The sequence below is a fragment of the Stenotrophomonas sp. Steno-C17 genome, from assembly GCF_056393165.1.
Map to the genome: position 1 here is coordinate 223,730 of NZ_JBWJPD010000004.1, position 26,396 is coordinate 250,125.

The 26,396-nt window shown below is 67.8% G+C and carries 23 protein-coding genes; 18 read left to right on the forward strand and 5 right to left on the reverse strand.

What is annotated here, in order from left to right; translation table 11 throughout:
- Entirely contained in the window at positions 1-804 is an 804-nt protein-coding gene (locus AC06FA_RS05830) for a hypothetical protein (protein ID WP_478067478.1), read from the forward strand.
- 37 nt (positions 805-841) lie between these two features.
- Here AC06FA_RS05830 and AC06FA_RS05835 read toward each other — a convergent pair whose 3' ends face one another.
- Positions 842-1,486 (reverse strand): hypothetical protein, encoded by a 645-nt coding sequence (locus AC06FA_RS05835; protein ID WP_478067479.1) that lies wholly within the window; start codon positions 1,484-1,486, stop codon positions 842-844.
- Positions 1,487-1,944: 458 nt separating this feature from the next.
- Positions 1,945-4,362, reverse strand: a complete 2,418-nt coding sequence (locus tag AC06FA_RS05840; protein WP_478067481.1) for a penicillin-binding protein 1A — start codon at positions 4,360-4,362, stop codon at positions 1,945-1,947.
- A gap of 219 nt (positions 4,363-4,581) precedes the next feature.
- Between AC06FA_RS05840 and AC06FA_RS05845 the strand changes: the two genes are divergently transcribed.
- The 14 genes from AC06FA_RS05845 (at position 4,582) to tkt (ending at position 20,772) form a co-directional block, all read left to right on the forward strand.
- A complete protein-coding gene (locus AC06FA_RS05845; RefSeq protein WP_478067482.1) occupies positions 4,582-5,640 on the forward strand; it encodes a pilus assembly protein PilM in 1,059 nt (352 codons plus the stop codon).
- Entirely contained in the window at positions 5,640-6,530 is an 891-nt protein-coding gene (locus AC06FA_RS05850; protein WP_478067483.1) for a PilN domain-containing protein, read from the forward strand. Before AC06FA_RS05845 ends, AC06FA_RS05850 begins: the two co-directional genes overlap by 1 nt.
- Complete coding sequence (locus AC06FA_RS05855) at positions 6,527-7,192, forward strand: type IV pilus inner membrane component PilO (RefSeq protein ID WP_478067484.1); 666 nt, start codon at positions 6,527-6,529, stop codon at positions 7,190-7,192. Before AC06FA_RS05850 ends, AC06FA_RS05855 begins: the two co-directional genes overlap by 4 nt.
- A gap of 26 nt (positions 7,193-7,218) precedes the next feature.
- On the forward strand, positions 7,219-7,725 hold the full coding sequence (locus AC06FA_RS05860) for a pilus assembly protein PilP (protein ID WP_478067517.1): 507 nt from the start codon (positions 7,219-7,221) through the stop codon (positions 7,723-7,725).
- A gap of 21 nt (positions 7,726-7,746) precedes the next feature.
- On the forward strand, positions 7,747-9,723 hold the full coding sequence (locus AC06FA_RS05865) for a type IV pilus secretin PilQ (protein WP_478067485.1): 1,977 nt from the start codon (positions 7,747-7,749) through the stop codon (positions 9,721-9,723).
- Between the two features lie 163 nt (positions 9,724-9,886).
- Positions 9,887-10,912, forward strand: a complete 1,026-nt coding sequence (locus tag AC06FA_RS05870; RefSeq protein WP_478067486.1) for an AAA family ATPase — start codon at positions 9,887-9,889, stop codon at positions 10,910-10,912.
- An 8-nt stretch (positions 10,913-10,920) separates the two neighbouring features.
- Positions 10,921-11,835 (forward strand): DUF58 domain-containing protein, encoded by a 915-nt coding sequence (locus AC06FA_RS05875; protein ID WP_478067487.1) that lies wholly within the window; start codon positions 10,921-10,923, stop codon positions 11,833-11,835.
- Positions 11,832-12,281: a DUF4381 family protein gene (locus tag AC06FA_RS05880; RefSeq protein WP_478067488.1), complete on the forward strand. Its 450-nt coding sequence runs from the start codon at positions 11,832-11,834 to the stop codon at positions 12,279-12,281. Before AC06FA_RS05875 ends, AC06FA_RS05880 begins: the two co-directional genes overlap by 4 nt.
- Positions 12,278-13,282, forward strand: coding sequence for a vWA domain-containing protein (locus AC06FA_RS05885; RefSeq protein WP_478067489.1), 1,005 nt, complete (start codon positions 12,278-12,280; stop codon positions 13,280-13,282). Before AC06FA_RS05880 ends, AC06FA_RS05885 begins: the two co-directional genes overlap by 4 nt.
- Positions 13,279-15,084: a tetratricopeptide repeat protein gene (locus AC06FA_RS05890; protein WP_478067490.1), complete on the forward strand. Its 1,806-nt coding sequence runs from the start codon at positions 13,279-13,281 to the stop codon at positions 15,082-15,084. The genes AC06FA_RS05885 and AC06FA_RS05890 overlap by 4 nt, the downstream gene beginning before the upstream one ends.
- Positions 15,081-16,772 (forward strand): BatD family protein, encoded by a 1,692-nt coding sequence (locus tag AC06FA_RS05895; RefSeq protein ID WP_478067491.1) that lies wholly within the window; start codon positions 15,081-15,083, stop codon positions 16,770-16,772. Before AC06FA_RS05890 ends, AC06FA_RS05895 begins: the two co-directional genes overlap by 4 nt.
- A 56-nt stretch (positions 16,773-16,828) precedes the next feature.
- Positions 16,829-18,148, forward strand: a complete 1,320-nt coding sequence (locus AC06FA_RS05900; protein ID WP_478067493.1) for a dicarboxylate/amino acid:cation symporter — start codon at positions 16,829-16,831, stop codon at positions 18,146-18,148.
- A 77-nt stretch (positions 18,149-18,225) separates the two neighbouring features.
- On the forward strand, positions 18,226-18,648 hold the full coding sequence (locus AC06FA_RS05905; RefSeq protein WP_233614725.1) for a hypothetical protein: 423 nt from the start codon (positions 18,226-18,228) through the stop codon (positions 18,646-18,648).
- Positions 18,649-18,774: 126 nt separating this feature from the next.
- Positions 18,775-20,772: a transketolase gene (gene tkt, locus AC06FA_RS05910; protein WP_478067494.1), complete on the forward strand. Its 1,998-nt coding sequence runs from the start codon at positions 18,775-18,777 to the stop codon at positions 20,770-20,772.
- A gap of 163 nt (positions 20,773-20,935) precedes the next feature.
- On the opposite strand, the gene AC06FA_RS05915 is transcribed toward tkt, so the two are convergent.
- From AC06FA_RS05915 to AC06FA_RS05925, 3 genes are all read right to left on the reverse strand, one after another.
- The gene (locus tag AC06FA_RS05915) at positions 20,936-21,484 is read right to left on the reverse strand and encodes an NADAR family protein (protein WP_478067495.1); all 549 of its coding nucleotides are present in this window, start codon (positions 21,482-21,484) and stop codon (positions 20,936-20,938) included.
- Positions 21,485-21,615: 131 nt separating this feature from the next.
- Positions 21,616-23,568: an acetyl-CoA hydrolase/transferase C-terminal domain-containing protein gene (locus AC06FA_RS05920; protein WP_478067496.1), complete on the reverse strand. Its 1,953-nt coding sequence runs from the start codon at positions 23,566-23,568 to the stop codon at positions 21,616-21,618.
- 34 nt (positions 23,569-23,602) lie between these two features.
- On the reverse strand, positions 23,603-24,160 hold the full coding sequence (locus AC06FA_RS05925) for a flavin reductase family protein (RefSeq protein ID WP_478067497.1): 558 nt from the start codon (positions 24,158-24,160) through the stop codon (positions 23,603-23,605).
- A 118-nt stretch (positions 24,161-24,278) separates the two neighbouring features.
- Here AC06FA_RS05925 and AC06FA_RS05930 point away from each other — a divergent pair, with 118 nt between their 5' ends.
- From AC06FA_RS05930 to AC06FA_RS05940, 3 genes are read left to right on the forward strand one after another with little or no spacing between them, the layout of a single operon-like run.
- A complete protein-coding gene (locus tag AC06FA_RS05930) occupies positions 24,279-24,644 on the forward strand; it encodes a BlaI/MecI/CopY family transcriptional regulator (RefSeq protein WP_478067498.1) in 366 nt (121 codons plus the stop codon).
- The gene (locus AC06FA_RS05935; protein ID WP_478067499.1) at positions 24,637-25,833 is read left to right on the forward strand and encodes a M56 family metallopeptidase; all 1,197 of its coding nucleotides are present in this window, start codon (positions 24,637-24,639) and stop codon (positions 25,831-25,833) included. Before AC06FA_RS05930 ends, AC06FA_RS05935 begins: the two co-directional genes overlap by 8 nt.
- Positions 25,830-26,393, forward strand: coding sequence for a hypothetical protein (locus AC06FA_RS05940; RefSeq protein ID WP_478067500.1), 564 nt, complete (start codon positions 25,830-25,832; stop codon positions 26,391-26,393). The genes AC06FA_RS05935 and AC06FA_RS05940 overlap by 4 nt, the downstream gene beginning before the upstream one ends.
- Positions 26,394-26,396: the final 3 nt, after the last annotated feature.

Below are 26,396 nucleotides of genomic sequence, written 5' to 3' on the forward strand. Positions count from 1 at the left end.
ATGAACACTGACATGCAGAACCCCGAACCGCAGCGCCGTTCCAGTCTGCTGGAACAGGAAATGCGAAACTATCGCTACGTGAGCCGCTTCATCAGCTACCGGCGCTATTACGTGTGGCGTGCGAAGTTCCACTACTACCGGCGCTACGTCAACAAGACTACATTCCTCATCGCGCTCATGGGGCTGTGCGTGGCCACCCTGTGCTGGGTGCAGTGGCGCGCGCTCAATCCCACGGTGCCACGCATCCATCCGCAGGCGGCGCAGGTGCGCATGGAGGCGCTGTCGATCGAGGCGTATCGGCGGATGGGGGCGGTGCGCTATGCCGATGGTCGGGGTCTGACCCCGTTCACTACCCACGCGCGCATCGTGGCCGGTGCGGAGCGCGCCATCCGGGTGCGGCAGGTGCTCCAGGTGCCGGTAGCGCTGCAGCTGCAGGCGGACATGCTGGCCGACATTGCCGACTACATCGGCATGGCCGGCGTATGCGCGCCGTATCCCTGCGATGTGGTGCGTGAGTACGTCCAGACCCTGCATGAAGCGGGCGAGCGAAGCCTGCAGGTGCAGCAGGCGCTGGAGCCGGTGCTGCAGGTGCCCGAGCACGTGGTGCCTGCGCTGGGCGGCGAGCGCAGTCGCCTGGCCGATGGCTGGGCGGACAGTTTCGACGATGTGGACGCCCACCTGTGGATACTGCATCAGCTGCGGCGCATGCACGGCAACATGATGGTGCAGTCCCGCACGCGGGAGCCATGGCCGCTGCTGGCGCGGGTGACGCATCGCGACCAGCTGCCGCCCAACCGGTGGTAGTCGGGCGAGGGCAGCGCCGGTCGTGCCCGGCGCTGCCTCACATGCCGAAGTAGCTGCTGGCTTCGTCTTCGGCTAGCAGCTGCCGCACCTGCGCAGCCGAAGCTCGCCGCATCGGCTTTTCATCCACCGGTGAAAGGGGGGCCTGGCGCAGCGCATCGTAGGGCAGCACGGCCAGGTCGAAGGTCAGTTCTTCGGCGCTGAACACCCATACCGGGACGTCCAGGCTGCGCTCGCGGTCCAGCCGCAGGCGGCGCGTGCGCGACTCGGCGGGAATGCAGTGTTCGTCCAGGAAGCGGTGCACGGCCTCGGCATCATCGCTGTGCAGGTGCAGCTGCACGGGGCTGTTGGCGTCGGCGGTGCCGTCCAGCACGGGACCGACCAGGCGCGGGGCGAAGCCGTGCAGGAAATCCAGCGCGTTGACCGCCGCTTCGCGGCGGCGGTGTAGCTGGCTGCTGTGCTGGGGGCCGGCGAACAGCCGCTGGTGTTCGCGCAGCGCGTCTTCGATCTCGGAATTGCGGGGCAGGGAGGCATCGTCGTGGATGCCGAGCCGACTGGCGGCCTTCAACTTGGCCTGGTGGTAGTCGCGGATACCGCCTTCGGCCATGAGCCGGGCGGCTTCGTGGGCGAGGCGATGGCGGCGCTCGCGGGTCTGGCTGGCAGCATGCTGGCGTGCGCGATGCATGCGATGACTCCTGTTGCGACCTGGGTACAGAGTAGCGCAGGGATGTGACATGCGCGTGCTCGGTCGGCATTCGCTCTGGTAGGTGCCGACCTTGGTCGGCATTCGCTGTGGTAGGTGCCAACCTTGGTCGGCACGAAGGGCCAACCAAGGTTGGCCCGCTACCAGGCGGCGAAGGGCCAGCCAAGGTTGGCCCGCTACCAAGCGGCGAAGGGCCAACCAAGGTTGGCCCGCTACCAAGCGGCGAAGGGCCAACCAAGGTTGGCCCGCTACCAAGCGGCGAAGGGCCAACCAAGGTTGGCCCGCTACCAGGCGGCGAAGGGCCAACCAAGGTTGGCCAGCTACCAGCGGCGAAGGGCCAACCAAGGTTGGCCAGCTACCAGCGGCGAAGGGCCAACCAAGGTTGGCCCGCTACCGGGCTGCGTGGGGCCAACCAAGGTTGGCCCCCACCCATGCGTGCGTTAGAAGATATCGAACGCGGCCGCGTCGGCCTGCGGGGTGCTCTGCAGGTCCAGGTCGTAGTCGGTCAGGCGGTCCATGTCTTCCACCTTCACCCACTCGGTGGCACCGTTCAACGTGGTCTGCACCATGCCCGCCGGCGGTTCGTTCTGCGCGATCGGGGTGTCCTTCAGCGCAACGCGCATGTAGTCGATCCAGATCGGCAGGGCGGCCTTGCCGCCGTACTCGCGGTAACCCAGCGAACGGAAGTCGTCGCGGCCCACCCAGACGGTGGTGGCGTACGGGCCGCCGAAGCCGGAGAACCAGGCGTCGCGGTGGTCGTTGGTGGAACCGGTCTTGCCACCCACGTCCTCACGGCCCAGTACCTTGGCGGCAGTACCGGTACCGCGCTGCACGACGTCGCGCATCATCGACACCAGCTGGTAGGCGGTGCGGGCATCGATGGCGCGCGGGGCGGTGCGGGCATCCGGGTTGGCCGGCGCGGCGGGCGTCTCGGCAACCGGCTTGGCGGCGGCCGGGTCCACCTTCGGCGCCGGGGCACCGAAGTTGAAGCCGTCCACCACCTGGTTCACCGGCTGGTCGCTGCTGCCGGCGCACTCGCGGCAGGCCAGCGCCGGGTTTTCCTTGAACACCAGGTTGCCGTCGCGGTCGTTCACCTGGTCGATCAGCCAGGTGTCCACGCGCGAACCGCCGTTGGCGAACACGGCATAGCCACGGGCCACCGACAGCGGGGTCAGCGAGGCGGTACCCAGCGACATCGACAGGTTCGGCGGCAGTTCCGATTCGGCGAAACCAAACTCGCTGATGTACTTGCGCGCGTAGTCCACGCCCATGCCGTCGAGCAGGCGCACCGACACCAGGTTGCGCGACTGCACCAGCGCTTCACGCAGGCGCATCGGGCCGCGGAAACCGCCACCGTCGTTCTGCGGCGCCCAGGTCTTGCCGCGGCGGTCGCGGAACACCACCGGGGCATCGAGCACGATCGAGGCCGGGTTGTAGCCCTTGTCGAAGGCGGCCGCATAGACAAACGGCTTGAAGCTGGAACCGGGCTGGCGGCGGGCCTGGGTGGCACGGTTGAACTTGTTGCCCGAGAAGCTGAAGCCACCCACCAGCGCCTTCAGCGCGCCGCTGTGGGCGTCCAGCGAGACCAGCGCGGATTGGCCGCGCGGAATCTGGTCCAGCAGCCACTCACCTTCCTTGGCACCGACCCGCACGCGCACGATGTCACCGCGCTGCACCAGCTTGCCGGGGGTCTTGTTGGTCCACTTGGCGGCGCCGGCCGGCAGCACGATCTCGCTGCGGTTGGCCAGGACCACCGTGGCGCTGCCATCGGCGCCGGTGCTGGCCACGATGGCCGGCAGCAGGCCGGCCTGGCCGTACATGCCGCGCAGGTGCTCGGCCAGGGCCGCGGCATCGTCGCCGGCGCCCAGCGTCACCTGCTTTTCCACGCCGTGCCAGCCGTGGCGGTGGTCGTACAGCAGCAGGCCGTCACGCACGGCCAGGTTGGCCGCGGTCTGCAGCGTGCCATCAATGGTGGTGGTGACGTGGTACCCCTTGTTGACCACATCGCCGCCGAAGCGGGCGATCATCTCCTGGCGCACCAGTTCGGCCACGTAGGGCGCTTCCACCTGCACCGGCGGTTCGTGCGCGCTGGCGTGCATCGGCACCGCCTTGGCCGCGTCGGCCTCGGCCTGGGTGACGAACTTCAGGTCGGCCATGCGCTGCAGCACGTAGTTGTCGCGGCGCTGGCGGGCCCGTTCCGGGTTTGAGATCGGGTTGCCGGAGGAGGGGAACTTGGGGATGCCGGCCAGCGAGGCCATTTCATCCAGGTCCAGCTCGTTCAGCTTCTTGCCGTAGTAGAACTCGGCCGCCGCCGCCACACCGTAGGCACGGTTGCCGAAGAAGCTCTTGTTCAGGTACAGCTCGAAGATCTCGTCCTTGCTCAGCTCCGACTCGATCTTGCGGGCCAGCAGGATCTCGGCCAGCTTGCGGGTGTAGCTGTACTCGGAACTGAGGAAGAACTGGCGGGCGACCTGCTGGGTGATGGTGGAGCCACCGGGCACGCGCTTGTCGTTGGTGGTGGCCAGCAGCCACACCGCGCGGCCGATGCCCTTGTAGTCCACGCCCCCGTGTTCATAGAAGCGGGCGTCTTCGGTGGCCAGGAACGCCTTCTTCAGCTTGTCCGGCACGTCCTTCATGGTGATGGGGGTACGGCGGGTCTCGCCGAAGACCGCCATCAGCTTGCCATCGGCAGCGTAGACGTACATCGGCTCCTGCATTTCCACGTCGCGCAGGGTCTGCACGTCGGGAAGCTTGGAAGACACAGCGTAGTACAGGCCGCCCACGGCGGCCGCTCCGACCAGCGCCAGGACCAGTACAACAAGGAAGATCCAGCGCAGCCAGCGGCGGAGTCGAGTCATCGGGTTCAGATTCCGATTGCGAATTTCGTGGTCGCAGAGTATAGATTACGCACGGTGGCGGCTGGGGTCGCTACCAGGGGACGCAACGACAAACGCCAGGGGCTGCATCGTGAACCTGTGAGGGACTTCACAGCAGGGTGGTTGCCATTTGCTAAGAATACGTTATTAATGCGCGGACACAGTTCTTGTGTCCAAGTGCCCGTCGGCAGGGGAGAAACCGTGGGGCTTATCCCAAAAAGTCAGTCGCCACTCATAGGCGTCGACATCAGTTCGACTGCGGTGAAGCTCTTGCAGCTTTCCCGCAGCGGTAGCCGTTTCCGCGTGGAACATTACGCCGTGGAACCTCTTCCGCCGAATGCGGTGGTGGAGAAGAACATCGTGGAAGTGGAGGCCGTGGGTGAGGCCATCCGCCGCGCGATGAACCGCTCCGGCAGCAAGGCCAAGCTGGCCGCCGCTGCCGTGGCCGGCTCGGCGGTGATCACCAAGGTGATCCCGATGCCCGCCGATCTGGACGAAAACGACATGGAAGCCCAGATCGAGCTGGAAGCGGTCAACTACATTCCATACCCGATCGAGGAAGTGAACCTGGACTTCGAGGTGATCGGGGCGATCCCGAACAACCCGGAAATTGTCCAGGTGCTGCTGGCCGCGTCGCGGTCGGAGAACGTGGAACTGCGCCAGTCGGCGCTGGAACTGGGCGGCCTGCAGGCCAAGGTGATGGACGTGGAGGCCTTCGCGGTCGAGAACGCCTTCGCCCTGGTGGCCAGCGAACTGCCGGTATCCAGCGATGGCGTGGTGGCCCTGGTCGACATCGGCGCCACCATGACCACCCTGAATGTCCTGCGCGGCGGCCGCAGCCTGTACAGCCGCGAACAGGTGTTCGGCGGCAAGCAGCTGACCGACGAGATCATGCGCCGCTACGGCCTGAGCTACGAGGAAGCCGGTCTGGCCAAGCGCCAGGGTGGGCTGCCGGAAAGCTACGAAATGGAAGTGCTGGAACCGTTCAAGGAAGCCACGGTGCAGCAGATCAGCCGCCTGCTGCAGTTCTTCTACGCGGGCAGCGAATTCAACCGGGTTGATCACATCGTGCTGGCCGGCGGTTGCGCGGCGCTGGCGGGCCTGCCGGAAATGGTCGAAGAACAGCTGGGTGTGCCGACCGTGGTCGCCAACCCGCTGGCACAGATGACCCTGGGCCCGAAGGTGCAGGCCCAGGCGCTGGCCCAGGATGCCCCGGCGCTGATGATCGCCACCGGTCTGGCACTGAGGAGCTTCGACTGATGGCACGCATCAATCTATTGCCCTGGCGCGCCGAGCGGCGCAAGCAACGCCAGCGCGAGTTCGGGGTCATGCTGGGCATGGCCGCACTCGGCGGCGTGCTGCTTTCGTTGCTGGTCTGGTTCTACTACGACATGCAGGTGAGCGGCCAGATGGACCGCAACGCGTACCTGCAGGCCGAAATCACCAAGGTGAAGGCGCAGAACGCCGAGATCGACCGCCTGGACGAGCAGAAGAACCGTCTGCTGGCCCGCAAGGCGGTGATCGAACAGCTGCAGGCCAAGCGCTCGCAGATGGTGCATCTGTTCGATGCGCTGGTGCGCACCATCCCCGATGGTGTGGTGCTGACCGCCCTGCAGCAGGATGGCGACACCCTCACCCTGGAAGGCCGCACGCAGTCCAACGCGCGCGTGTCCACCTACATGCGCAACCTGGAAGTGTCCGGCTGGATGACCAACCCGGAACTGTCGATCATCAAGGCCAGCGAGCCGGAGAAAGACAAGGAAGCCGCACCGGTGGGCCCGGTGGCTGACATCAAGGCGCTGCCGTACGTGTTCAAGGTGACGGTGAAGCTGCCGGCGCAGAGCGAGGAGTCGACCACGCCGGGCCTGAACGCCGACGGCAGCGTGGCAACGGGTGCACCGGCCGCGCCGACCGTGGCGCCGCTGAGTGCGGGCCCGGATGCCGCGGCACCGGCAGCACCGGGCGCCGCGCCGGCTCCGGCCACTGCACCGGCCCCGGGCAATGCCCCGGCACCGGCACCGCAGGCACCGGCCGCACCGGCCACCCCCGCAGCGCAACCGGCACAACCGGCCGCGCCGAAGACCGAGGGTAGCCGCCTGGCCCAGCCGCCGCAGGCCTTCCATGCCCTGCCGCAGGGGGACCGCGCATGAGCAAGAAAGTCGAACTGAAGAACCTGGATTTCAACGACATCGGCAACTGGCCGCGCAACGCCAAGATTGTCTTCTGCTCGCTGATCGCCCTGGTCATCATCTTCGTGCTGTGGATGCTGCTGGTCAGCGACAAGCGCGAAGAGCTGCAGACCCTGGAAAGCCAGGAAACGACCCTGCGCCAGGAGTTCACCAAGGAACAGGAGCGTGCGGTCAACCTGGAGCCGCTGAAGCAGCAGCTGGCACAGATGGAACAGGTGCTGCAGCAGATGCTGCGCCAGCTGCCCAGCAAGACCGAGATGCCCGACCTGATCATCGACATCTCGCAGACCGCGTTGTCCAGCGGCCTGGCCAACCAGCTGTTCGAGCCGGAAGAAGAGCAGATCAAGGAGTTCTACGCCGAAAAGCCGATCAAGCTGAGCATGGTGGGCAGCTACCACCAGTTTGGTGCGTTCGTCAGCGGCGTGGCCTCGCTGCCGCGCGTGGTCATCCTGACCATGCACGACATCAACCTGAAACCGGCCGACAAGACCAACGGCAACATCCGCGCCGGCGCGCTGGTGCTGTCCGGTACGGTCAAGACCTACCGTTACCTGGATGAAACCGAGGTGGCGGAACAGCAGAAGGCTGAAGCAGGCGAAGCAGGCAAGGAGGCGCAGAAGTGATCCGTTCCTTCATTGCACGCGGTGGCATGGCGATGGCGGTACTGCTGCTGGCCGCATGCGGCCGCGGTGTGACCAGCACGCCGGGCGATGCCCCCAACCTTGAAAAGTGGGTCGAGAGCGAACGCGCACGCCCGGCGCAGCCGCTGGAGCCGCTGCCCGTCATGCAGCAGTTCGAGACCTTCGAGTATTCCGCGCAGGGCATGCGCGATCCGTTCACCGATGCCTGGACCAATCCGCAGCAGGGGACTGGCGGATTGCGCCCGGACCCGAACCGGCGCAAGGAACCGCTGGAAGGGTACCCGCTGGATGCACTGGACATGGTCGGCACCATCGGCACCGGCGGCGGGACCGTCGCGCTGGTGATGGGGCCGGACAAGGTGACCTACCGGGTGCGCCCGGGGGGCTACCTGGGGCAGAGCGACGGGCGGGTCACCGCGGTCTTCGAAGACCGCGTGGAGCTGATCGAACTGGTGCCGGATGGCGCGGGTGGCTGGCTGGAACGTCCGGCTACGCTCGCGCTGGAAGATCAATGATCGTTTACTGGGGATAGCACGATGACTTTTCACCAAGCCAAGGGGCTGCGACCCATCCGGCGCTCTACCTTGAACCGCATCAGCGCGCTGGGAGTCGCGTTGATGCTGGCCTGCGCTCCGGCGCTGGCTGCCGCACCGGCAGAAAAGCCGGCCACCACCACCGTTGCTGCGTCGGCCACCGCGCCGGCCAGCCTGGCGGTGTCGCGCATCGACTTCAAGCGCGGCGATGACGGCAGCGGCCGACTGATCGTCCAGTTCGACGGCCAGGGCGCCATCCCGGATCTGCGCACGCAGGACAACAGCGTGATCGTGGATGTGGGCAACGCGCGGCTGCCGGCGAACCTGCAGAAGCCGATGAACGTGACCGACTTCGCCACGCCGGTGCAGCGCATTGATGCCAAGCCGTCCGGCGCCGGCACCCAGCTGGTGCTCAGCACCGGCGGTGCGGTCGAATCGCTGGCTTACCAGAGCGGCAACGAGTACGTGGTGGAGATCACCCCGCGCAAGGCGCCGGCCGCAGTGGGTGCGGTCACCGCCGGCAGCGTCAGCCAGGCGGCCAAGGGCGTTCCGCAGCGCGGCTACAGCGGCAAGCCGGTCACCTTCAACTTCCAGGACGTGCCGGTGCGCACCGTGCTGCAGTTGATCGCCGAAGAATCCAACCTGAACGTGGTGGCCTCCGATTCGGTGCAGGGCAACGTGACCCTGCGCCTGGTCAATGTGCCGTGGGACCAGGCACTGGACATCGTGCTGCGCGCCAAGGGCCTGGACAAGCGCCGCGACGGCAGCGTGATCTGGGTGGCGCCGCAGGCCGAACTGGCCAAGTTCGAGCAGGAAAAGGAAGACGCGCGCATTGCGATCGAGAACCGCGAAGACCTGGTGACCGATTACGTGCAGATCAACTACCACAGCGCCACGCAGATCTTCAAAGCGCTGACCGAAGCCAAGGGCATCGGCGGCGGCGGCAGCGGTGGCCAGGGGGGCGGTGGCAGTGGTTCGTCGTCGCAGGAAGAGAGCGGTTTCCTCTCCTCGCGCGGCCGCATCGTGGCCGATGAGCGCACCAATACGCTGATGATCAGCGACATTCCGAAGAAGATCGCGCGCATGCGTGAGCTGATTGGGGTGATCGACCGCCCGGTCGACCAGGTGCTGATCGAAAGCCGCATCGTCATCGCCACCGATACCTTCGCCCGCGAACTGGGTGCGAAGTTCGGCATCAGCGGCAGCCGTGACAACGTGTACTTCAGTGGAGATCTGGATTCGAACCTGGCGACCCGCAATTCGCAGGTCGACGCCAATGCCACCAATGCCAAGGCCGAGCGCGACTGGATCGCCGGCGGCCGTGTCGGCCCGGCACCGGTGCCGATCAGCTCGGCCATCACCCGTGGCCTGAACTGGAACCTGCCGGTGGCCTCCACCAGCAACCCCGGCTCGCTGGCCCTGTCGATCCTCAACGCCGGCTACCTGCTGGACGTGGAGCTGTCGGCCATGCAGGAAGAGTCGCGTGGTGAAGTGATCTCCAACCCGCGCGTGGTGACCACCAACCAGCGCGAAGCGCTGATCAAGCAGGGTAAGGAAATCGGCTACGTCACCATCAGTGGTGGTGGCACCGGTGCCGCGGCCACGCCGAACGTGCAGTTCAAGGAAGTGGTGCTGGAGCTGAAGGTCACCCCGACCATCACCGACGACAACCGCGTGTTCCTGAACATGGCGGTGAAGAAGGACGAGGTCGAGAGCTACATCGTGCTGGAAGGCTACGGCCAGGTGCCGAACATCAACCGTCGCGAGGTCAACACCGCCGTGCTGGTGGAAGATGGCCAGACCGTGGTGATCGGTGGCGTGTACGAGTTCACCGACCGCAACAGCGTCAGCAAGGTGCCGTTCCTGGGCGACGTGCCGTTCCTGGGCAATCTGTTCAAGAAGCGCGGCCGCAACAAGGACAAGGCGGAACTGCTGGTGTTCGTGACCCCGAAGGTGCTGCGCGTGGCCAAGCGCAGCTGATCGGCGCCACTGGATGTACGCGAGGGGCCGCCACGTGCGGCCCCTTTTCGTTGTAGAACCGTGCCCTGCGTGGATGGCCATTCATCCATCCTTGATCCAATCCCCGGACCAGCCTGCGATGATGTGGGGAACCCGTGCCGTCCTGCGCCGGTCAAAGGCCCCCATGAACCTGCCACCGCCGATGCCCGAAACCGTCTCCCCGCCGCCCGCGCCGGCCACGTCGCGGCTGCATGCGGGCTTTGCCACGCTGCGCGATGCCCTGTCGGCCGAGATCGTCGGCCAGGCCGCGCTGGTCGAGCGCCTGCTGATTGCCCTGCTGGCCGATGGCCATCTGCTGGTGGAAGGTGCGCCTGGCCTGGCCAAGACCACCGCCATCCGCGCCTTGGCCGCGCGCCTGGAAACCGAATTCGCCCGCGTGCAGTTCACCCCCGATCTGTTGCCGGCCGACCTGACCGGTACCGAGATCTGGCGCCCGCAGGAAGGCCGCTTCGAGTTCGTGCCCGGCCCGATCTTCCATCCCATCCTGTTGGCCGACGAGATCAACCGTGCCCCGGCCAAGGTGCAGTCGGCGCTGCTGGAAGCCATGGGCGAACGCCAGGTAACGGTGGGCCGCCATACGTATGCACTGCCATCGCTGTTCCTGGTCATGGCCACGCAGAACCCGATCGAGCAGGAAGGCACCTTCCCGCTGCCGGAAGCACAGCTGGACCGTTTCCTGATGCACGTGCGCATCGGTTACCCCGACCAGGCCGCCGAAGCGGAGATCCTGCGGCTGGCCCGCGAACGTGCTCGCGGCGCGCTGGGTGAAGCGCCGCCGGCGCCGGACAAGCTGCCGATGCAGGACGTGTTCGATGCACGGCGGCAGGTGCTCGACCTGCACATGGCGCCGGCGCTGGAACGCTACCTGGTGGAACTGGTGCTGGCTTCGCGCGATCCAAGCCGCTACGACCCCGCGCTGGGCCGTCGCATCGCCTGGGGCGCCAGTCCGCGCGGATCCATCGCCCTGGAACGCTGCGCACGCGCACGCGCCTGGTTGGCCGGCCGCGATTTCGTCACCCCTGACGACGTGCGCGCGGTGGCCGCCGACGTGCTGCGCCATCGCGTGCTGCCCAGCTACGAAGCCACCGCTGAAGGCTGGGATGGCGAACGCCTGGTGCAGGAACTGCTGGCCCGCGTGCCGGCGCCCTGAGCCTGCGCATGTCCGATCCCTCCACGCCCAGTGCCGGTGACGGCCTGCGACCGCAGTTGGCCGAGCTGGTGGCGCTGCGCGGTCTGGCGCAGCGCCCACCCGCACCCCGTCGTGGCCGCACCGGCCTTGCCGGGCAGGCGCCGTCACCGCTGCGTGGCCGTGGCATGGAATACGCAGAATCGCGCGAGTACGTGCCCGGCGATGATGCGCGCCATATCGACTGGCGTGTGACCGCCCGCAGCGGTCGCGCGCATACGAAACTGTTCCAGGCCGAGCGCGAACGGGTCACGCTGATCGTGGCCGATACCGCACCGGCGCTGTACTTCGGCACGCGCGTGCGCTTCAAGTCGGTGCAGGCCGCCCGCGCCGGCGCCATTGCGGCGTGGTCCGCACAGCGTCGCGGCGACCGCATCGGCGCGTTACGTGGCAGCGACCGCGAGCCACCCGTGGCGCCGGCCGGTGGGCCGCGCGGTGTACTGCGGGTGCTGGACGCACTCACTCGCTGGTATGCGCAGCCGCCTGCCGATGATCTGGGCCTGGAGCGCGCGCTCGATCACGCCAGCCGCGTGCTGCGTCCGGGTGCGCGGTTGCTGGTGCTGGCCGATCCGCAGCAGGCCCTGCGCATTGCGCTCGCACGCTGGGGTGCGCTTGCCCAGCACCATGACGTGACCTTGCTGCTGCTGGTGGATCCGCTGGAATCGCAGCCGCCGTCGGCCGCGCTGCAGTTCCTGGCGGCACAGCAGCGGGTCAGCCTGGACCTGCGCCGCAGGGAGGTGCAGGCGCACTGGCGCGCGCATTTCGTTGAACCGGTGGAAGCCCTGCAGCGGCAACTGGCCGCGCGGCGCATTGATGTACAACTGCTTTCCACCGATGCCGCCAGTGATGCCTGGTTGGCGCCGGCGGTCACCGAGGTGCCGGCATGAGCGCCGCGTTGCCGCTGCGTGACGTCGCGCTGCCACCGGCACCGGCCTGGTGGCCGCCCGCACCGGGGTGGCTGATGGTGATGGCTGCGGTGGTGCTGGTGCTGGCTGTCATCGTGGTGATCGGGGTCAGGCGCCGCCATCGTCGCCAGCGCTGGTTGCGCGGCTTCGACCAGGAGCTGCGGGACGCGGGCAGCGGACCGGCCGAACTGGCGCTGATCGCCAGCCTGCTGCGCCGCGCCGCACGCCAGGCCCAGCCCGGCAGCGAGGCGCTGCACGACGCGGCCTGGTGGGCGCGCATTGACCCGCAGAACGCCTTGCCCGACGCGCAGCGCCGCCTGCTGGCCGAAGGACCGTATCGGCCGCAGGTAGAGACGGCGCAACTGGACGCCGTGCGCACCTGGGCGCGCCAACGCTATCTGCAGCTGCTGCAGGAGCGGCGCCGATGAACCTGCTGGCCGCTTACTGGCCCTGGCCGGACCTGCAACTGGCGTGGCCACTGGCACTGCTGGCCCTGCCGTTGCCGCTGCTGATGCGGTTCTGGCCCCGCCGCGCCGTTGCCGGTGCGGCACTGCGCGTGCCCTATGCCGCCGCCGAACTGCAGGCCCTGGCCGGTGGTGGGCGCGTGGATGCGTCGTGGCTGCGCACCGTGCTGCTGTGGTTGGGCTGGGCCGCGCTGTGCGTGGCCATGGCGCGGCCGCAGCAACTGGGCGAAGCGATCACGCCACCGCAGCAGGGGCGGCAGATGATGCTGGCGATGGACGTGTCCGGCAGCATGAGCGAACCGGACATGGTGCTGGGCCCGCAGGCGGTCGAGCGACTCACCGCGGCCAAGGCCGTGCTGGCCGATTTCCTTGACCGGCGTGCCGGCGATCGCGTGGGCCTGCTGGTGTTCGGCGACCGTGCCTACACACTCACGCCGATCACCGCCGACCTGGCCAGCGTGCGTGATCAGCTGCGCGACAGCGTGGTGGGCCTGGCGGGCCGTGAAACGGCCATCGGCGATGCCATCGCACTGGCCGTCAAACGGCTGCGCGCGCAGCCGGAAGGCCAGCGCGTGCTGATCCTGCTGACCGATGGTGTCAGCAATGCCGGTGTGCTGGAGCCCCTGCGCGCCGCCGAACTGGCAAAGGCCGAAGGCGTGCGCGTGCACACCGTGGCCTTCGGCGGCGACGGCAGCATGCGCCTGTTCGGCATGCCCATCGCCGCCGACCGCGACCCGGTGGATGAGGCCACGCTGCGGCGGATTGCCGAACAGACCGGTGGCCGCTTCTTCCGTGCACGCGACACCGACGAACTGGTGGGCATCTATGCCGAACTGGACCGCCTGGAGCCGGTGGCCGGCAGGGGGCCCAGCACCCGCCCGCGCGATGAACGCTATGCCTGGCCGCTGGCGCTGGCCCTGCTGTTGGGCGCACTGGCCTGGCTGTGGCCGGAGCGCCGCCGATGATGGCGTTGTCACTGCCCGCGCTGGACTGGAACGCACTGCATTTCCTGCGGCCTGATTGGCTGTGGGCGCTGCTGGCCCTGCCGCTGATCATCGCGCTCTCGCTCTGGCGGCAACGCCGCAGCGAGGGCTGGCGGCAGGCCGTGGATGCGCATCTGCTGTCGCACCTGATGGCCGCCGAAGGGCGCAGGCGCCTGCAATTGCCGTGGGCCATCGCGCTGGGCTGGACGCTGGCGGTGCTGGCGCTGGCCGGGCCCAGTTGGCGACAACAGGCGCAACCGGTGTTCCAGTCCAGCGCACCGCTGGTCGTGGTGCTGGATCTGTCCAGCCGCATCACCGCGACCGATCTGCCACCGTCGCGTCTGCTGCAGGCACGGGCCAAGATCGGCGCGCTGCTGCGGGAACGACAGGGCGGCCAGGTGGGGCTGGTGGTGTACGCCGAGGATGCCTATACGGTGGCCCCGCTCACCGATGACGTGGCCAACGTCGCGCTGTACCTGGATGCATTGGCGCCGGACGTGATGCCGCGCGACGGCCAGCGTGCGGACCGTGGCATTGACTGGGCCACCCAGTTGCTGCGGCAGACCGGCGCGCTGCGCGGCGGCATCCTGCTGATCAGCGACCAGGCCAATGGCGAAGCTGCGCTGGCGGCCGCGCAGGCCCGTGCACTCGGACTGCGGGTGTCGGTGCTGGGGCTGGGCACACCGGGTGGTGCGGCGTACCGCGATGGTAGCGGCCAGATCGCACAGGCCGCGCTGGAGGAAACCGGATTGCGTGCCGTTGCCACGGCCGGTGGCGGCCGCTACCAGCGCATTGCCGCCGATGATCGCGACCTGCAGGCGCTGGATGTACTGGATGGCAGCGACGGCCAGGCGCAGAGCCGCCCAGGCCAGACCCGGCAGTGGCAGGACGAAGGCTACTGGCTGTTGCCGCCCGTCCTGCTGCTGGCGCTGCTCGCGTTCCGTCGCCGCGCGTTGCTGGCCGCCGTGCTGGCCGTCGGGCTGCTGCCGCTGACCGGGCAGGTGCAGGCCGCGCCGCGGAACGGGCCCGCCACTGCAGAGCAGGGCACCCTCTGGCAACGCAGCGACCAGCGCGCGCATGCGCGGCTGGCCGAGGGCGTGCAGGCCTATCGCAACGGCGATTTCGCCGCAGCCCAACAGAAGTTCGAGGGCATCGACAGCGATGCGGGCTGGTACAACCTGGGCAATGCACTGGCCCGTCAGGGTGACTACGACGGTGCCATTGCCGCCTATGACCGGGCACTGGCCAAGCACCCCGGCATGGCCGATGCGGTTGCCAACCGCGCGGTGGTGGATGCCGCACGCAAGCGCAAGCCGCCAGCGGGCAGCAAGGACGGGCAGGGCAAGCAGCCGCCCAAGCCGCAGAACCCGTCGCAGCCGTCCAAGCCTTCGCAGGGCCAGCAAGGCCAGCAAGGTCAGCAAGGTCAGCAAGGTCAGCAAGCTCAGCCGCAGCCCGCACAGGACGGCAGATCCGACCCGAAGCAGGGCGATCCCGGCGCGGGCGATTCGCAGCAGGCACCCCAGCAACCCCAGTCCGCCGACGCCAAGGCGCAGGCACAGGCCGATGCACAGCAGCGCCAGCGCATGCAGCAATCCCTGCAGCAGGCGCAGCGCGCCGGCGAAGAAGGCAAGGTCGCCGCCCGCGGCGATGGCCGCACCCCGCAGCAACGCGAGGAACAACAGGCCGTCGAGGCCTGGATGCGCCGCGTTCCCGACGATCCGGGGGCGCTGCTGCGCACCAAGTTCCAGCTGGAAAACGAACGCAGAAAGAGGGAAGGGCGATGAAGCGCAGGCATCAACGGTGGGCGTTGCCGGCGCTGGCCCTGTGGCTGTTGTGGCTGCCGCTGGCGGCGATGGCACAGACCCGCGCGTGGCTGGAACCGGACACCATCGCCGCTGGCGAATCGGTCACGCTGAATGTGGAAACCGACCAGGGCGCGCCCGACTACACGCCGCTGAACGTCGATTTCGCATTGGGCGCACAGAGCAGCAGCCGCCAGGTGCAGTGGAGCAATGGCGGCATGCAGCGGCGCGACGTGTACACGGTGCTGCTCACCCCGCGCCGCACCGGCGTGCTGCAGGTGCCCTCGCTACAGGTGGGCGGCGCACGCACCGTGCCGCTCACCCTGCAGGTGAATGCCGCCGCAGTCGCCACCGCGCAGAGCAATGCCGCAGCCTTCGTCGAAACCGAGGTGGACGACGACACGCCATACGTGCAGCAGAGCGTGGGCGTGGTGGTGCGGCTGTACTTCGCTTCGCAGCTGGCTTCGGGCGAACTGGTGCTCGACACCCCGCAGGGCGCCTCGCTGCAGCGGGTGGGCGAGGACCGCACCGACGTGCGCCAGATCAATGGCCGCCGCTACAACGTGGTGGAACGGCGCTTCCTGCTCATTCCCGAGCGCAGCGGCGCGCTGCGGTTGCCTGGTGCACGCTTCAGCGGCCGCAGTGCCGGCGGGTTCTTCGACGATTTCTTCGGCAATGGCGGCGATGGCCGCATGAATGCCGCTGCGCCCGAACGCACCCTGCAGGTGCGCGAACAACCGGCGCAGGCTCCACAGCCCTGGCTGCCGCTGCATGGCCTGCAGCTGCGCTACACCAGCGCGCCCACTACCGCGCGTACCGGTGAGGCCGCCACCGTGGTGGTCGAAGCCGTGGCCAACGGCGCCACCCGCGCGCAGTTCACCGATCTGCCGGTGCCCGACCTGGGCAATGCGGCGCAGGTGTTCGCCGAACCGGCGCAGTACGATGAAACCTTCACCGGCAGTACGCCGCGGCTGAAGATCACCCGCCGCTATTCGATCGTGCCGCGCACGCCGGGCGAGCTGGTGGTGCCCGGCCCCACGCTGGCCTGGTGGAACGTAGACAGTGGCAGTGCGCAGCAGGCACGCCTGCCCGAACTGCGCCTGACGGTCACGGCCGGGCGCGGCGGGGTGCCGGCTCCACAACCGATTGATACGCAATCGGCCCTGCCGGGCCAGGACGCGGCCCCGGCCGCACCGACGGCGCTGGCCGCCACGGCGCGCGCGCTGCCGGCCTGGCCGTGGATGGCCGCCGTGGTGGGGCTGGTGCTGCTGTGGCTGCTGACCCTGCTGTGGGGCTGGCGCCGTGGGCGCTCGGTGCAGGCACCTGCCGGTGTGGCGGCGGCCACGGTTGCCTCCACGCCGCGCCGCGGCGGGGGCAGTACGGCCGACCTGCGCCGTGCCCTGGACGCCGATGGCTTCGACCAGGTGCAGGCGCAGCTGTGCGCCATGGCCGGGGTCGATCGGTTGGAACAGGTGATCGAACGCCTGGCCGATGCCGAACAGCGCCAGGTGCTGCTCGACCTGCAGCAGGCGCGCTGGGGGGGCCAGGGTGAACTGACGGCGCTGCGGGCGCGACTGCGGGTGGCCTTCCGTGACGGACCGCACTGGTCGGCTACGCAGGCCGCCGACGACACTGGACTGGCGCCGCTGTACCCCACGCGGCGACCCTGAACCAGCGCGGCCTGCGCGCTTTGTTAGAGTAGATTCATTTTTCGAGGAACCCGCATATGACAGCAGCTGCTGCCGGCAAGAAGAAGTTGCCCCTGCACTGGAAGATGGGCATCGGCTTCGCGATCGGCCTGGTCCTGGGACTGGTCGTGCACGCCCTGGGTGGCAGCGTGGAAGGCTTGCAGACCGGCGCCAAGTGGGTGATGGACTACATCACCACGCCCGCCTCGGGCCTGTTCCTCAACCTGATCTTCATGCTGATCGTGCCGCTGATCTTCTCGGCACTCATCATGGGTGTGTCGGAAATGGGCGATATCCGCGCCCTCGGCCGCATCGGCTGGAAGACCCTGGCCTATACCGTGCTGCTGTCCGGTATTGCCGTGGGCATCGGCCTGGTACTGGTGAACGTGCTCAAGCCCGGCGCCGGCGTGGATCCGCAGACCGCCGCGCTGATGCTTTCGGAAAACGCCGAGCGCAGCAAGGAGATCGTCGCCGGCATCCATGGCACGCCCAAGGGCATGGACATGCTGCTGTCGATCGTGCCCAGCAACGTGCTGCAGGCTGCATCGGACAACGGCGCCATCCTGTCGCTGATGTTCTTCGCGCTGATGTTCGGCATCGGCATGGTGCTGACCGACGATGAGAAGGTCGCGCCGCTGCGCCGCGCCATCGAAGGCGTGTTTGAAATCTCGATGACCCTGATCAACCTGGTCATCCGCCTGGCCCCGTACGCGGTGGCCTGCTTCATGTTCAACCTGGCCGCACTGTTCGGCTTCGAGCTGATCATCCGCCTGGGCGCCTACGTGGGCGTGGTGGTACTGGCCCTGGGCCTGCACATGGTGGTGACCTACGGCACCGCCGTGTGGCTGTCGGGGCGTTCGCCGCTGTCGTTCTTCCGCGATACGCAGGAAGCGACGGTGATGGCGTTCTCCACCGCCTCCAGCAACGCGACCCTGCCCACCGCCCTGCGCGTGGCCGACCAGATGGGCCTGCCGCAGCGCGTGTCGCGCTTCGTGCTGACCGTGGGTGCCACCGCCAACCAGAACGGCACCGCGCTGTTCGAGGGCGTGACGGTGATCTTCCTGGCCCAGTTCTTCGGCGTGGACCTGAGCATCGGCCAGCAGATCATGGTCATGGCCGTGTGCATCCTCGGCGGTATCGGTACGGCGGGCGTGCCGTCGGGCTCGCTGCCGGTGGTCGCCATGATCTGTGCCATGGTCGGGGTGAACCCGCTGGGCATCGGCCTGATCCTGGGCGTGAACCACTTCCTGGACATGTGCCGTACCGCCCTGAACGTGACCGGCGACCTGGCCCTGACCACCCTGGTGGCCAAGGGCGAAGCGCACGACGGCCCGGAGCCGGCTGCGTCGCGCGATTGAACGCCCCCTGAATGCCATGGATACTATCCCGACGCATGGAAGGCGTCGGGATTGGCGCCGTGCGAACGGGAGCAGAAATGAGGATTTCGTACGTGATGGTCGCCGCTCTGGGCCTGCTGGCCTTCGATGCCAGCGCCCAGAAGGCCTGTGAAACCAACTACACCAAGACCGGCAGCTTCTTCGCCGGGCGTACCTTCACGACCTGGGATGTGGTGCCCAACGCGACTCCGGCTGACGCGCTCAAGCGCATCCAGATCGAGGGCGTGAAGTCGGGCCTGAAGGTGGCCACCGTGGACAAGGACCTGGGCATGCTCACCATGGAGCAGAACGTCCAGTTCAATGGCGGCCAGACCACCCTGCCGTGGAACGTGCTGATCGAGGCCGAGGGCAAGGGGTCCAAGATCACCGTGACCAAGACCACCCCGGCCACCTACGCCACCGGCGAGGACTTCCAGAAGAAGTCGATGTGCGCCGTGATCGAGGCCGCCGCGCCGAAGTAAGCGGTTGGCGGGGCCAGATCCCTTTCACTGGCAAGGGATCTGGCCCTACGCCTGAACCCGGCCCCGGGTCTGTGGGACAATGGGGGGCCCGCACGTCCGCGGCCGCCTCCCGATTCCGACAGAACCATGACGCAGCCTACCCGTCGCCAGTTGGCCAACGCCATCCGCTTCCTTGCCGCCGATGCGGTTGAAACCGCAAAGTCCGGCCATCCCGGCATGCCCATGGGCATGGCCGATATCGCCGAAGTCCTCTGGAACGACTATCTCCGGCACAACCCGAACAACCCCCAGTGGTTCAACCGTGACCGCTTCGTGCTGTCCAACGGCCACGGCTCGATGCTGCAGTACGCCCTGCTGCACCTGAGCGGGTACGACCTGCCGATCGAACAGCTCAAGCAGTTCCGCCAGCTCGGCAGCCACACCGCCGGCCACCCGGAACGCCACGAGACCCCGGGCGTGGAAACCACCACCGGCCCGCTGGGCCAGGGTTTCGCCAACGCCGTGGGCTTCGCCCTGGCCGAGAAGCTGCTGGCACAGCGCTTCAACCGCCCGGAGCTGGAAATCGTCGATCACCGCACCTGGGTGTTCATGGGCGATGGCTGCCTGATGGAAGGCGTGTCGCATGAAGCCGCTTCGCTGGCCGGCACCTGGGGCCTGCACAAGCTGGTCTGCTTCTGGGACAACAACCACATCTCCATCGACGGCAACGTCGAAGGCTGGTTCACCGACAACACCCCCGAGCGTTTCGAGGCCTACGGCTGGAACGTGGTGCGCGATGTCGATGGCCACGATCCGGAAAGCATCAAGGCCGGCATCGAAGCGGCCCTGTCGCAGGACGACAAGCCGACCCTGATCTGCTGCCGCACCACCATCGGTTTCGGTTCGCCCAACAAGGCCGGCAAGGAATCCAGCCACGGCGCGCCGCTGGGCAAGGACGAACTGGAAGCCACCCGCAAGCAGCTGGGCTGGAACTACGGCCCCTTCGAGATTCCCGAAGAAATCTACGCCGGCTGGCGTGCTGGCGGTACCGGCACCCTGCGCCAGGCCGAATGGGAACAGCAGTTCGACAAGTACGCCGCGCAGTTCCCGGCCGAAGCCGCCGAACTGACCCGCCGTTCGCATGGTGAACTGCCGGCCGATTTCGTCGCCAAGGCCGATGCCTACATCGCCCAGGTGGCCGCCGAAGGCCCGACGATCGCTTCGCGCAAGGCCTCGCAGCTGGCCATCGAAGCCTTCGCCCCGCTGCTGCCGGAGATCGTCGGCGGTTCGGCTGACCTGGCGCACTCCAACCTGACCCTGTGGAAGGGCAGCAAGTCGGTCGCCAGCGACGACGCCAACGCCAACTACGTGTACTACGGCGTGCGCGAGTTCGGCATGACCGCCATTGCCAATGGCCTGGCCCTGCACGGCGGCTTCATTCCGTTCGACGCCACCTTCCTGGTGTTCAGCGACTACGCCCGCAACGGTGTGCGCATGAGCGCGCTGATCCCGGCCCATGCCATCCACGTCTATACCCACGACTCGATCGGCCTGGGCGAAGACGGCCCGACCCACCAGCCGGTGGAACACCTGGCCTCGCTGCGCTACATCCCGAACAACGATGTGTGGCGTCCGTGCGATGCGGTGGAATCGGCGGTTAGCTGGAAGGCCGCGATCACCCGTCAGGACGGTCCGAGCTGCCTGGTGTTCAGCCGCCAGAACCTGCCGCACCAGCCGCGCAACGCCGAGCAGATCGCACAGATCGAACGCGGCGGCTACGTGCTGGCCGATGCCGCCGGCACCCCGGACGTGATCCTGATCGCCACCGGTTCGGAAGTGTCGCTGGCCACCGAAGCCAAGGCCCAGCTGGATGCCGCCGGCCTGAAGACCCGCGTGGTTTCCATGCCGTCCACCGACGTGTTCCTGCGCCAGGATGCGGCCTACCGTGAGTCGGTGCTGCCCAACGCCGTGCGCAAGCGCGTGGCGGTGGAAGCCGGCGTGACCGGTTTCTGGCGCCAGTTCGTCGGCCTGGACGGTGCGGTGATCGGCATCGACACCTTCGGCGCCTCGGCCCCGGCCGACAAGCTGTACCAGCACTTCGGCATCACCGCCACGCACGTGGTGGAAGCGGCCAAGGCGCTGTAAGCGGCCTCGCGAAGCAGGAAAGGGAAAGGCCGGCGCAAGCCGGCCTTTCTCGTTCTGCGACCTCTGGCAGGCAGAGCATCGGGAACATCCGGCGATCGCGCGTCTCGATTTCCCCGATGCCCTGAACCGCCAGCAGTAGATCCACGCCATGCGTGGATGAGCGCTACATCGCCTCGCGCACATCCATCAGCGCAAACCCCAGCAGGTTCAATCCGCGCCACTGCGCCGGGTTGTGCGCGTCGGCGTGGTCCTTGGCCAGGCCAATGCCCCAGATGAAGTCCACCGGGCTGGCTTCCACCAGCACCCAGCCCGCAGTGGCACGCAGGAAGGCGCCCAGTTCCGGGTTCTGGCTGAACTTGGCACGGTTGCCGGCCACCACCAGGTCGTAGCGTGCCTGTATCCAGCGCGCTTCATCGAAGCCTTCGATCTGGCGGCCCAGCGCCTTGGCCTTGTCCGGCGTGGCGCTGGCGATGATCTTGTCGAGCAGCGCGCTGGCGCCGAACAGGCGCGCCTTGCCGGCCATCATGTAGTGCTCGGCGGTGCGGTAGTGCACGCCATCGATGTCGAAGCCGGCGTCGTACCACTGGCTGAAGCAGGACGCAGACACACCGCTGCGCGGCGGCTGGTGGCCCCAGAAACACAGGTAGCGCAGGTCTTCGCCTGCGGCCTGGCGCTGTTGCAGGTCGTGCAGGTATCGGGAATCGTCGTTCATCGGCACAGCATAGCGTGTCGCCACGCTGCGCCGCTCTGGTAGGTGCCAACCGTCGTGCTCTGGTAGGTGCCAACCTTGGTTGGCACTGATGCTTGTCCGCCCGGCATGGCCCGGCGCCACCATGAGCGCGATTACGCGGTGCGCGCCAACGCCAGCCTCAGCAGCCGCGCGTTCAATCGTTCGCCAAAATCCTTCGGCGCCTGCAGGCCCATGCGCTGCAGATACACCGCATCGCCGTCACCGACGGGCTGGCGCAGCGCAGCCCACGCCGTGCGCAGGGTCGCGCCGCGAGTCTGCGTGTTGGCCTTCAACCACCCCAGTGCCTTCACCAGCACCTGTTCGATCTCGTTGAAGTCGCTGCCCAGCGGGTAGTCGGGCAGGGTGCCATCGCTGCGGAACGGCGCCAATGCCGCGGCCAGCGCCGCCGGTGTGTTGCGTTGCAGGCGCTGCGGATCCGGTTGCTGCGCTGTGCGCAGCTTGCGCGCGGCGTGCGCCTGCTGCAGCAGACCCTCCTGGAACGGTGCCTCGGTGATCGCGGTCATGGCCTGCACGCAGTCCGCGTCGGTCAACCCGCGCAGATCGGCAATGCCGTACTCGTTCAGATAGATATCGCGCAGGTGCCGTGGAATGGTGGTGTGACCGTAGTTCCAGCGCACGTTCGAGGCACGCTGGCCCTTCTCATCGCGCGCGGCGCGGAACATCAGCATGCTGCGCGCTTCCGGCAAGGCATGGGCCATGGCCACGAAGTTGTACTGACCACCCACGCCGGAGACCACGCGCCCATCGTCCAGCGCGTCGGACACGGCGGCGCCCAGTGCGGTGGCCATCATGCAGGAATTGAAGAAGCGCGCGTGGCGGCGCTGCAGGCGCTCCAGCGTTTCGTTGCCACCGTACAACTGGTTGATCTCGCTGATGCGGCGCATGCCGATGGCGCGGCATTCGTCTTCGGGCAGCGTGCGCAGCCATTCATAGAATTCCGGCGAACCCAGGTAGAACGCGCCGTGCAGGAACTCACCTTCGGCGGCCAGCGTGGCATGGTCGATCGACAGCGTGCTGCCGTTCTCGATGCGCTGCATCAGGGCCAGATCGTCGTGCACCTTGCGCTTGATGACCCCGGTCTGCACCAGCCGACGGAAGCCTTCGTTGAGCATCTCGCTGCAGCCATACAGGCCGACCTCGAACGGCTCCAGGCCACCGATTTCCTGTACCAGCGGGTGGCTGGCCAGCTGCGGGTCCAGCGCATGCAGCACGCGGCGGTAACGCGCGTTGTCGGTGTGGCGCAGCACCAGCGCGTGGCTGAGTGCATCGGCCAGGGTGCCGATGCCGATCTGCAACGTGCCGCCATCGCGTACCAGGGTGCTGGCATACAGGCCGATGGCGTAGTCGGCGTCGGCCACCGGCTGCCGCGGCAGGCCGAACAGTGCGGGGTAGGGCGGCGGCGGGGTGATCACCAGGTCGAAGAAGGACACATCCACCGTGGCCGAACCGCCCAGATAGGGCAGCTGCGGATCGATCTCGGCGATCAGCAACGGGCGCGGCAGGCCGCGTGCGGCAATGGCATCCAGTGTGTCCTGGGTGATGTCGTTGTTGCATGACAACGACAGCCGGCGATCATCCGGGCGCATCGCCACCTTCTGCACGATCACCTGCGGCGCGCGCTGCGCCACGGCATCGGCGGCGTGCGTGTAGTTCAGGCTGGTGTAGCTGGACTGCGCCTGGCGCGAGCCCAGCAGGGCACCGGACTGCATGTAGAACTCTTCCACCTGCACATGCGCTGGCAGTGCATCGCGGGTGATGGCATCGGCATAGGCCAGGCGCGGGAAATCCTCGCCGAAATGACGCTGCACGAATGGCGCCATGAAGCGCGCTTCCAGACCATCGCCCCGCGCCTTGGGCGGGTTCAGCGACAGCGCTGTGTACAGTTCCAGCGGCCGCGAGGGATCGCTGGCCACGCGTGCGTACAAGGCATTGAGCAGCCGGTGCGGCTTGCCCAGCGCCAGCGGCGCACCCACCCGCAACGGCCCGTCCACGCGCGCGAACAGCCAATCAATGGCGGCGTCCAGGTCGGTCAGGTGTTCGGTCATGCGGCAAGGTCCTGCGGGCTGGGGAGTGCGGGCATTACAGCATGTCGGGCTTGAACCGCCGTCGACGCGAGACTTCGGCGCCGGACACCATGAACTGGCCATCACCGCGGTAGTGGAGGGTGCGCGGCAGCTTCGGTCGCGGTGCTACGTGCGCGCGCACGATCTGCCAGATGAAAAGATTGTTCGACGCTACCTGGCTGTCATCGTACAAACGGCATTCGAAGCAGGAATGGCACTGGCCCACCAGCGGGGCGGCCACGTCGCGCGCTGGCAGTGCATCCAGGCCGAAGTGGGCGAACTTGTCGAGGTCGCGGCCGCTGCAGTTGCCGATGTCCACCACCGTATCCAGCAGTTCCACCCCTGGCACGTTGATCACGCATTCGCCGCTGTCCCGGGCCAGGGCGAAGCTGTGGTTCTCGTTCCACAGGTAGGTGGCCACCAGCGAGGGCGAAAAGCCCATCACCATGTGCCAGCCCATCGTCATCAGGTTGCGCTGGCCCTGCGCGGCCGTGCTGACCAGCACGATCGGGCCCGGCTCCAGAAACCGGCGCGCGTCCTCGACGGGGTAGTCCTTCTTGCGCAGCGGCTTCATGCAGGCTCCGTGGGCGGTGGAATCGATGCTGTCCCCCGCTGGATGAACCGCACGTCGAGGGGCTTGACAGCGGGTTCGATTACGCGCGTAATCAAATCGTCGATTACGGATGTAAACCATGAGCGCGATCAGTGAAGCCGAAGCCGTTGTGATGGAGGTGCTGTGGCAGCAGTCGCCGCGCAGCGCGGATGATGTGGTCGCCGCGCTGGCCCACCGCGACTGGGCCGAACCGACCATCAAGACCCTGCTGAACCGCCTGCTGACCAAGGGCGTGATTGCCGCCGAGCGCGATGGCCGTCGCTATCTGTACCTGCCCGTGCTGCAACGCCAGGCGTGGGTGGAAGCGCAGAGCCAGGCGTTCATCGGCCGCGTGTTCGATGGGCGGGTGGCACCGTTGGTGGCGCACTTCAGCGAGCGCGGGCAGCTGACGGCGCAGGACATCGCCGAACTGAAGAAGCTGATCCAGGAGATGGACGATGAATGAGCTGCTCGATGGACTGTGGCAGGTCAGCCTGTGGCTGGCGCTGGGCGTCGTTCTGCTTGCCGCCGTGCGGCCCGTGCTGGTGAAGCTGGGCGGCGCGGAACTGGCCTATCGCAGCTGGTGGTTGCTGCCGCTGCTGCTGCCCATGCCGGCGTTGCCGGTGCTGCAGCACGTGCCCACGCTGCCGTTCAAGGTGGTACCAGGCACCGTGGAAGGGCCCGCCGCGCAGCGGTCGCTGTGGCCGTGGCTGCTGGCGTTGGCCTGGGCGCTGGGCGCCGGCATGCAGCTGCTGCGCGAACTGCGTGCGCAACGGCGTTTCGAGCGGGCGCTGGGTACGCTGCAGGCGCGCGCCGATGGCAGCTGGCAGGCCAGCGCCGACCCCGGTCTGCCTGCGCTGGTGGGGCTGTGGCAGCCGCGCATCGTGGTCGGCCCGCACTTCGATCAGCAGTTCGATGCTGAAGAACAGGCCCTGATCCTGCGGCATGAGCGCAGCCATCGCCGCAACGGCGATCACTGGGCCAATGGTGGCCTGCTGCTGGCGCGCACGGTTCTCTGGTTCCACCCGTTGCTGCCCTGGGCCGCGCGCCGTTTCCTGCGCGACCAGGAACTGGCCTGCGATGCGCGCACCGTCGCCACGCAGCCTGCGCAGCGGCGTCTCTATGCCAGCACGCTGCTGAAGGCGCAGCTGGTCCACCCGGTTGCCCCGATGGCCTGCCATTGGCGTAGCCAACCTGTGTTGAAGGAGCGTATTGCCATGTTGAAGCAGTCAAAGCGGAAGGCATTGCCGTGGGTGGCAGGTCAGGTGCTGCTGTTGGGCCTGTGCATGAGCGTTGCCGCATTGGCCTGGGCCCAGCAGGGGGGCGGCGTCGAGGGCGGCACCTCAGCGGCTGCCGTGGACCGCGACATCCAGATCGACAAGATGCCCCCACCCAGCTATCCGCGTGCGGCGTTTGAAAACGGCCAGACCGGCGTGGTCACGCTGCGGGTGGAGGTGGACGCGCAAGGCAAGCTGAGCGATGTGCGGGTGCTCAGCGCGACCAATCCGGGTGTGTTTGATGCGGTGTCTCTGGCCGCCGCGCGCAGCTGGACCTACCGGCCTGCGCTGAAGGACGGCGTGCCGGTGGCCGCCGCGGTGAAGGTGCCCATCACCTTCGCCATGGATGACGATGAGGTGGCCGGTAGCCGCAAATGAGGGGCGCGCTCCTGTGCCTGCTGGCGGCGCTCGTGGCCGGCTGCGCCAGTCATGAACGCCTGACCACGGTCGATACCCGCAACGAGAGCGTCGGCCACCAGCGCCTGCAGCCCGATGCGGCCGGTGGTGCTGGGCAGGTCCAGGCGTACACGCTGGCCGCGACCGAGGGCTACCGGATGCCGCAGTTGCATGCCGCACCGGACCCGGTGGTGGGCGAGCGCGATCCACGCACCGCGTTGCCACCGACCAGGGTCTGCCTGCAGGTGGTGGTGGATGCACAGGGCGCGGTCGAACGCAGCATGCCGTTGACCGACCGCACCGAATGCAGCGCAGGTTCGGTCGCGGAGAATGCCCCGCTGCTGCAGGCCGCGCAGGACGCGGTCGCGCAATGGCAGTATTCCCCGGCGGCGGTCTGCCATTTTGCAGCGGGCAAGGTGCCGAAAGACCGCGGTGACTGCCAGGGCGCCGAAAGCATCGAAGCGGTCGCCGTCACGCTGCAGTACGCCTTCACCTTTGAAATCGTCAAGGGCCAGCACGTGGTGCGCACGCAGGGCCGGTAGTGC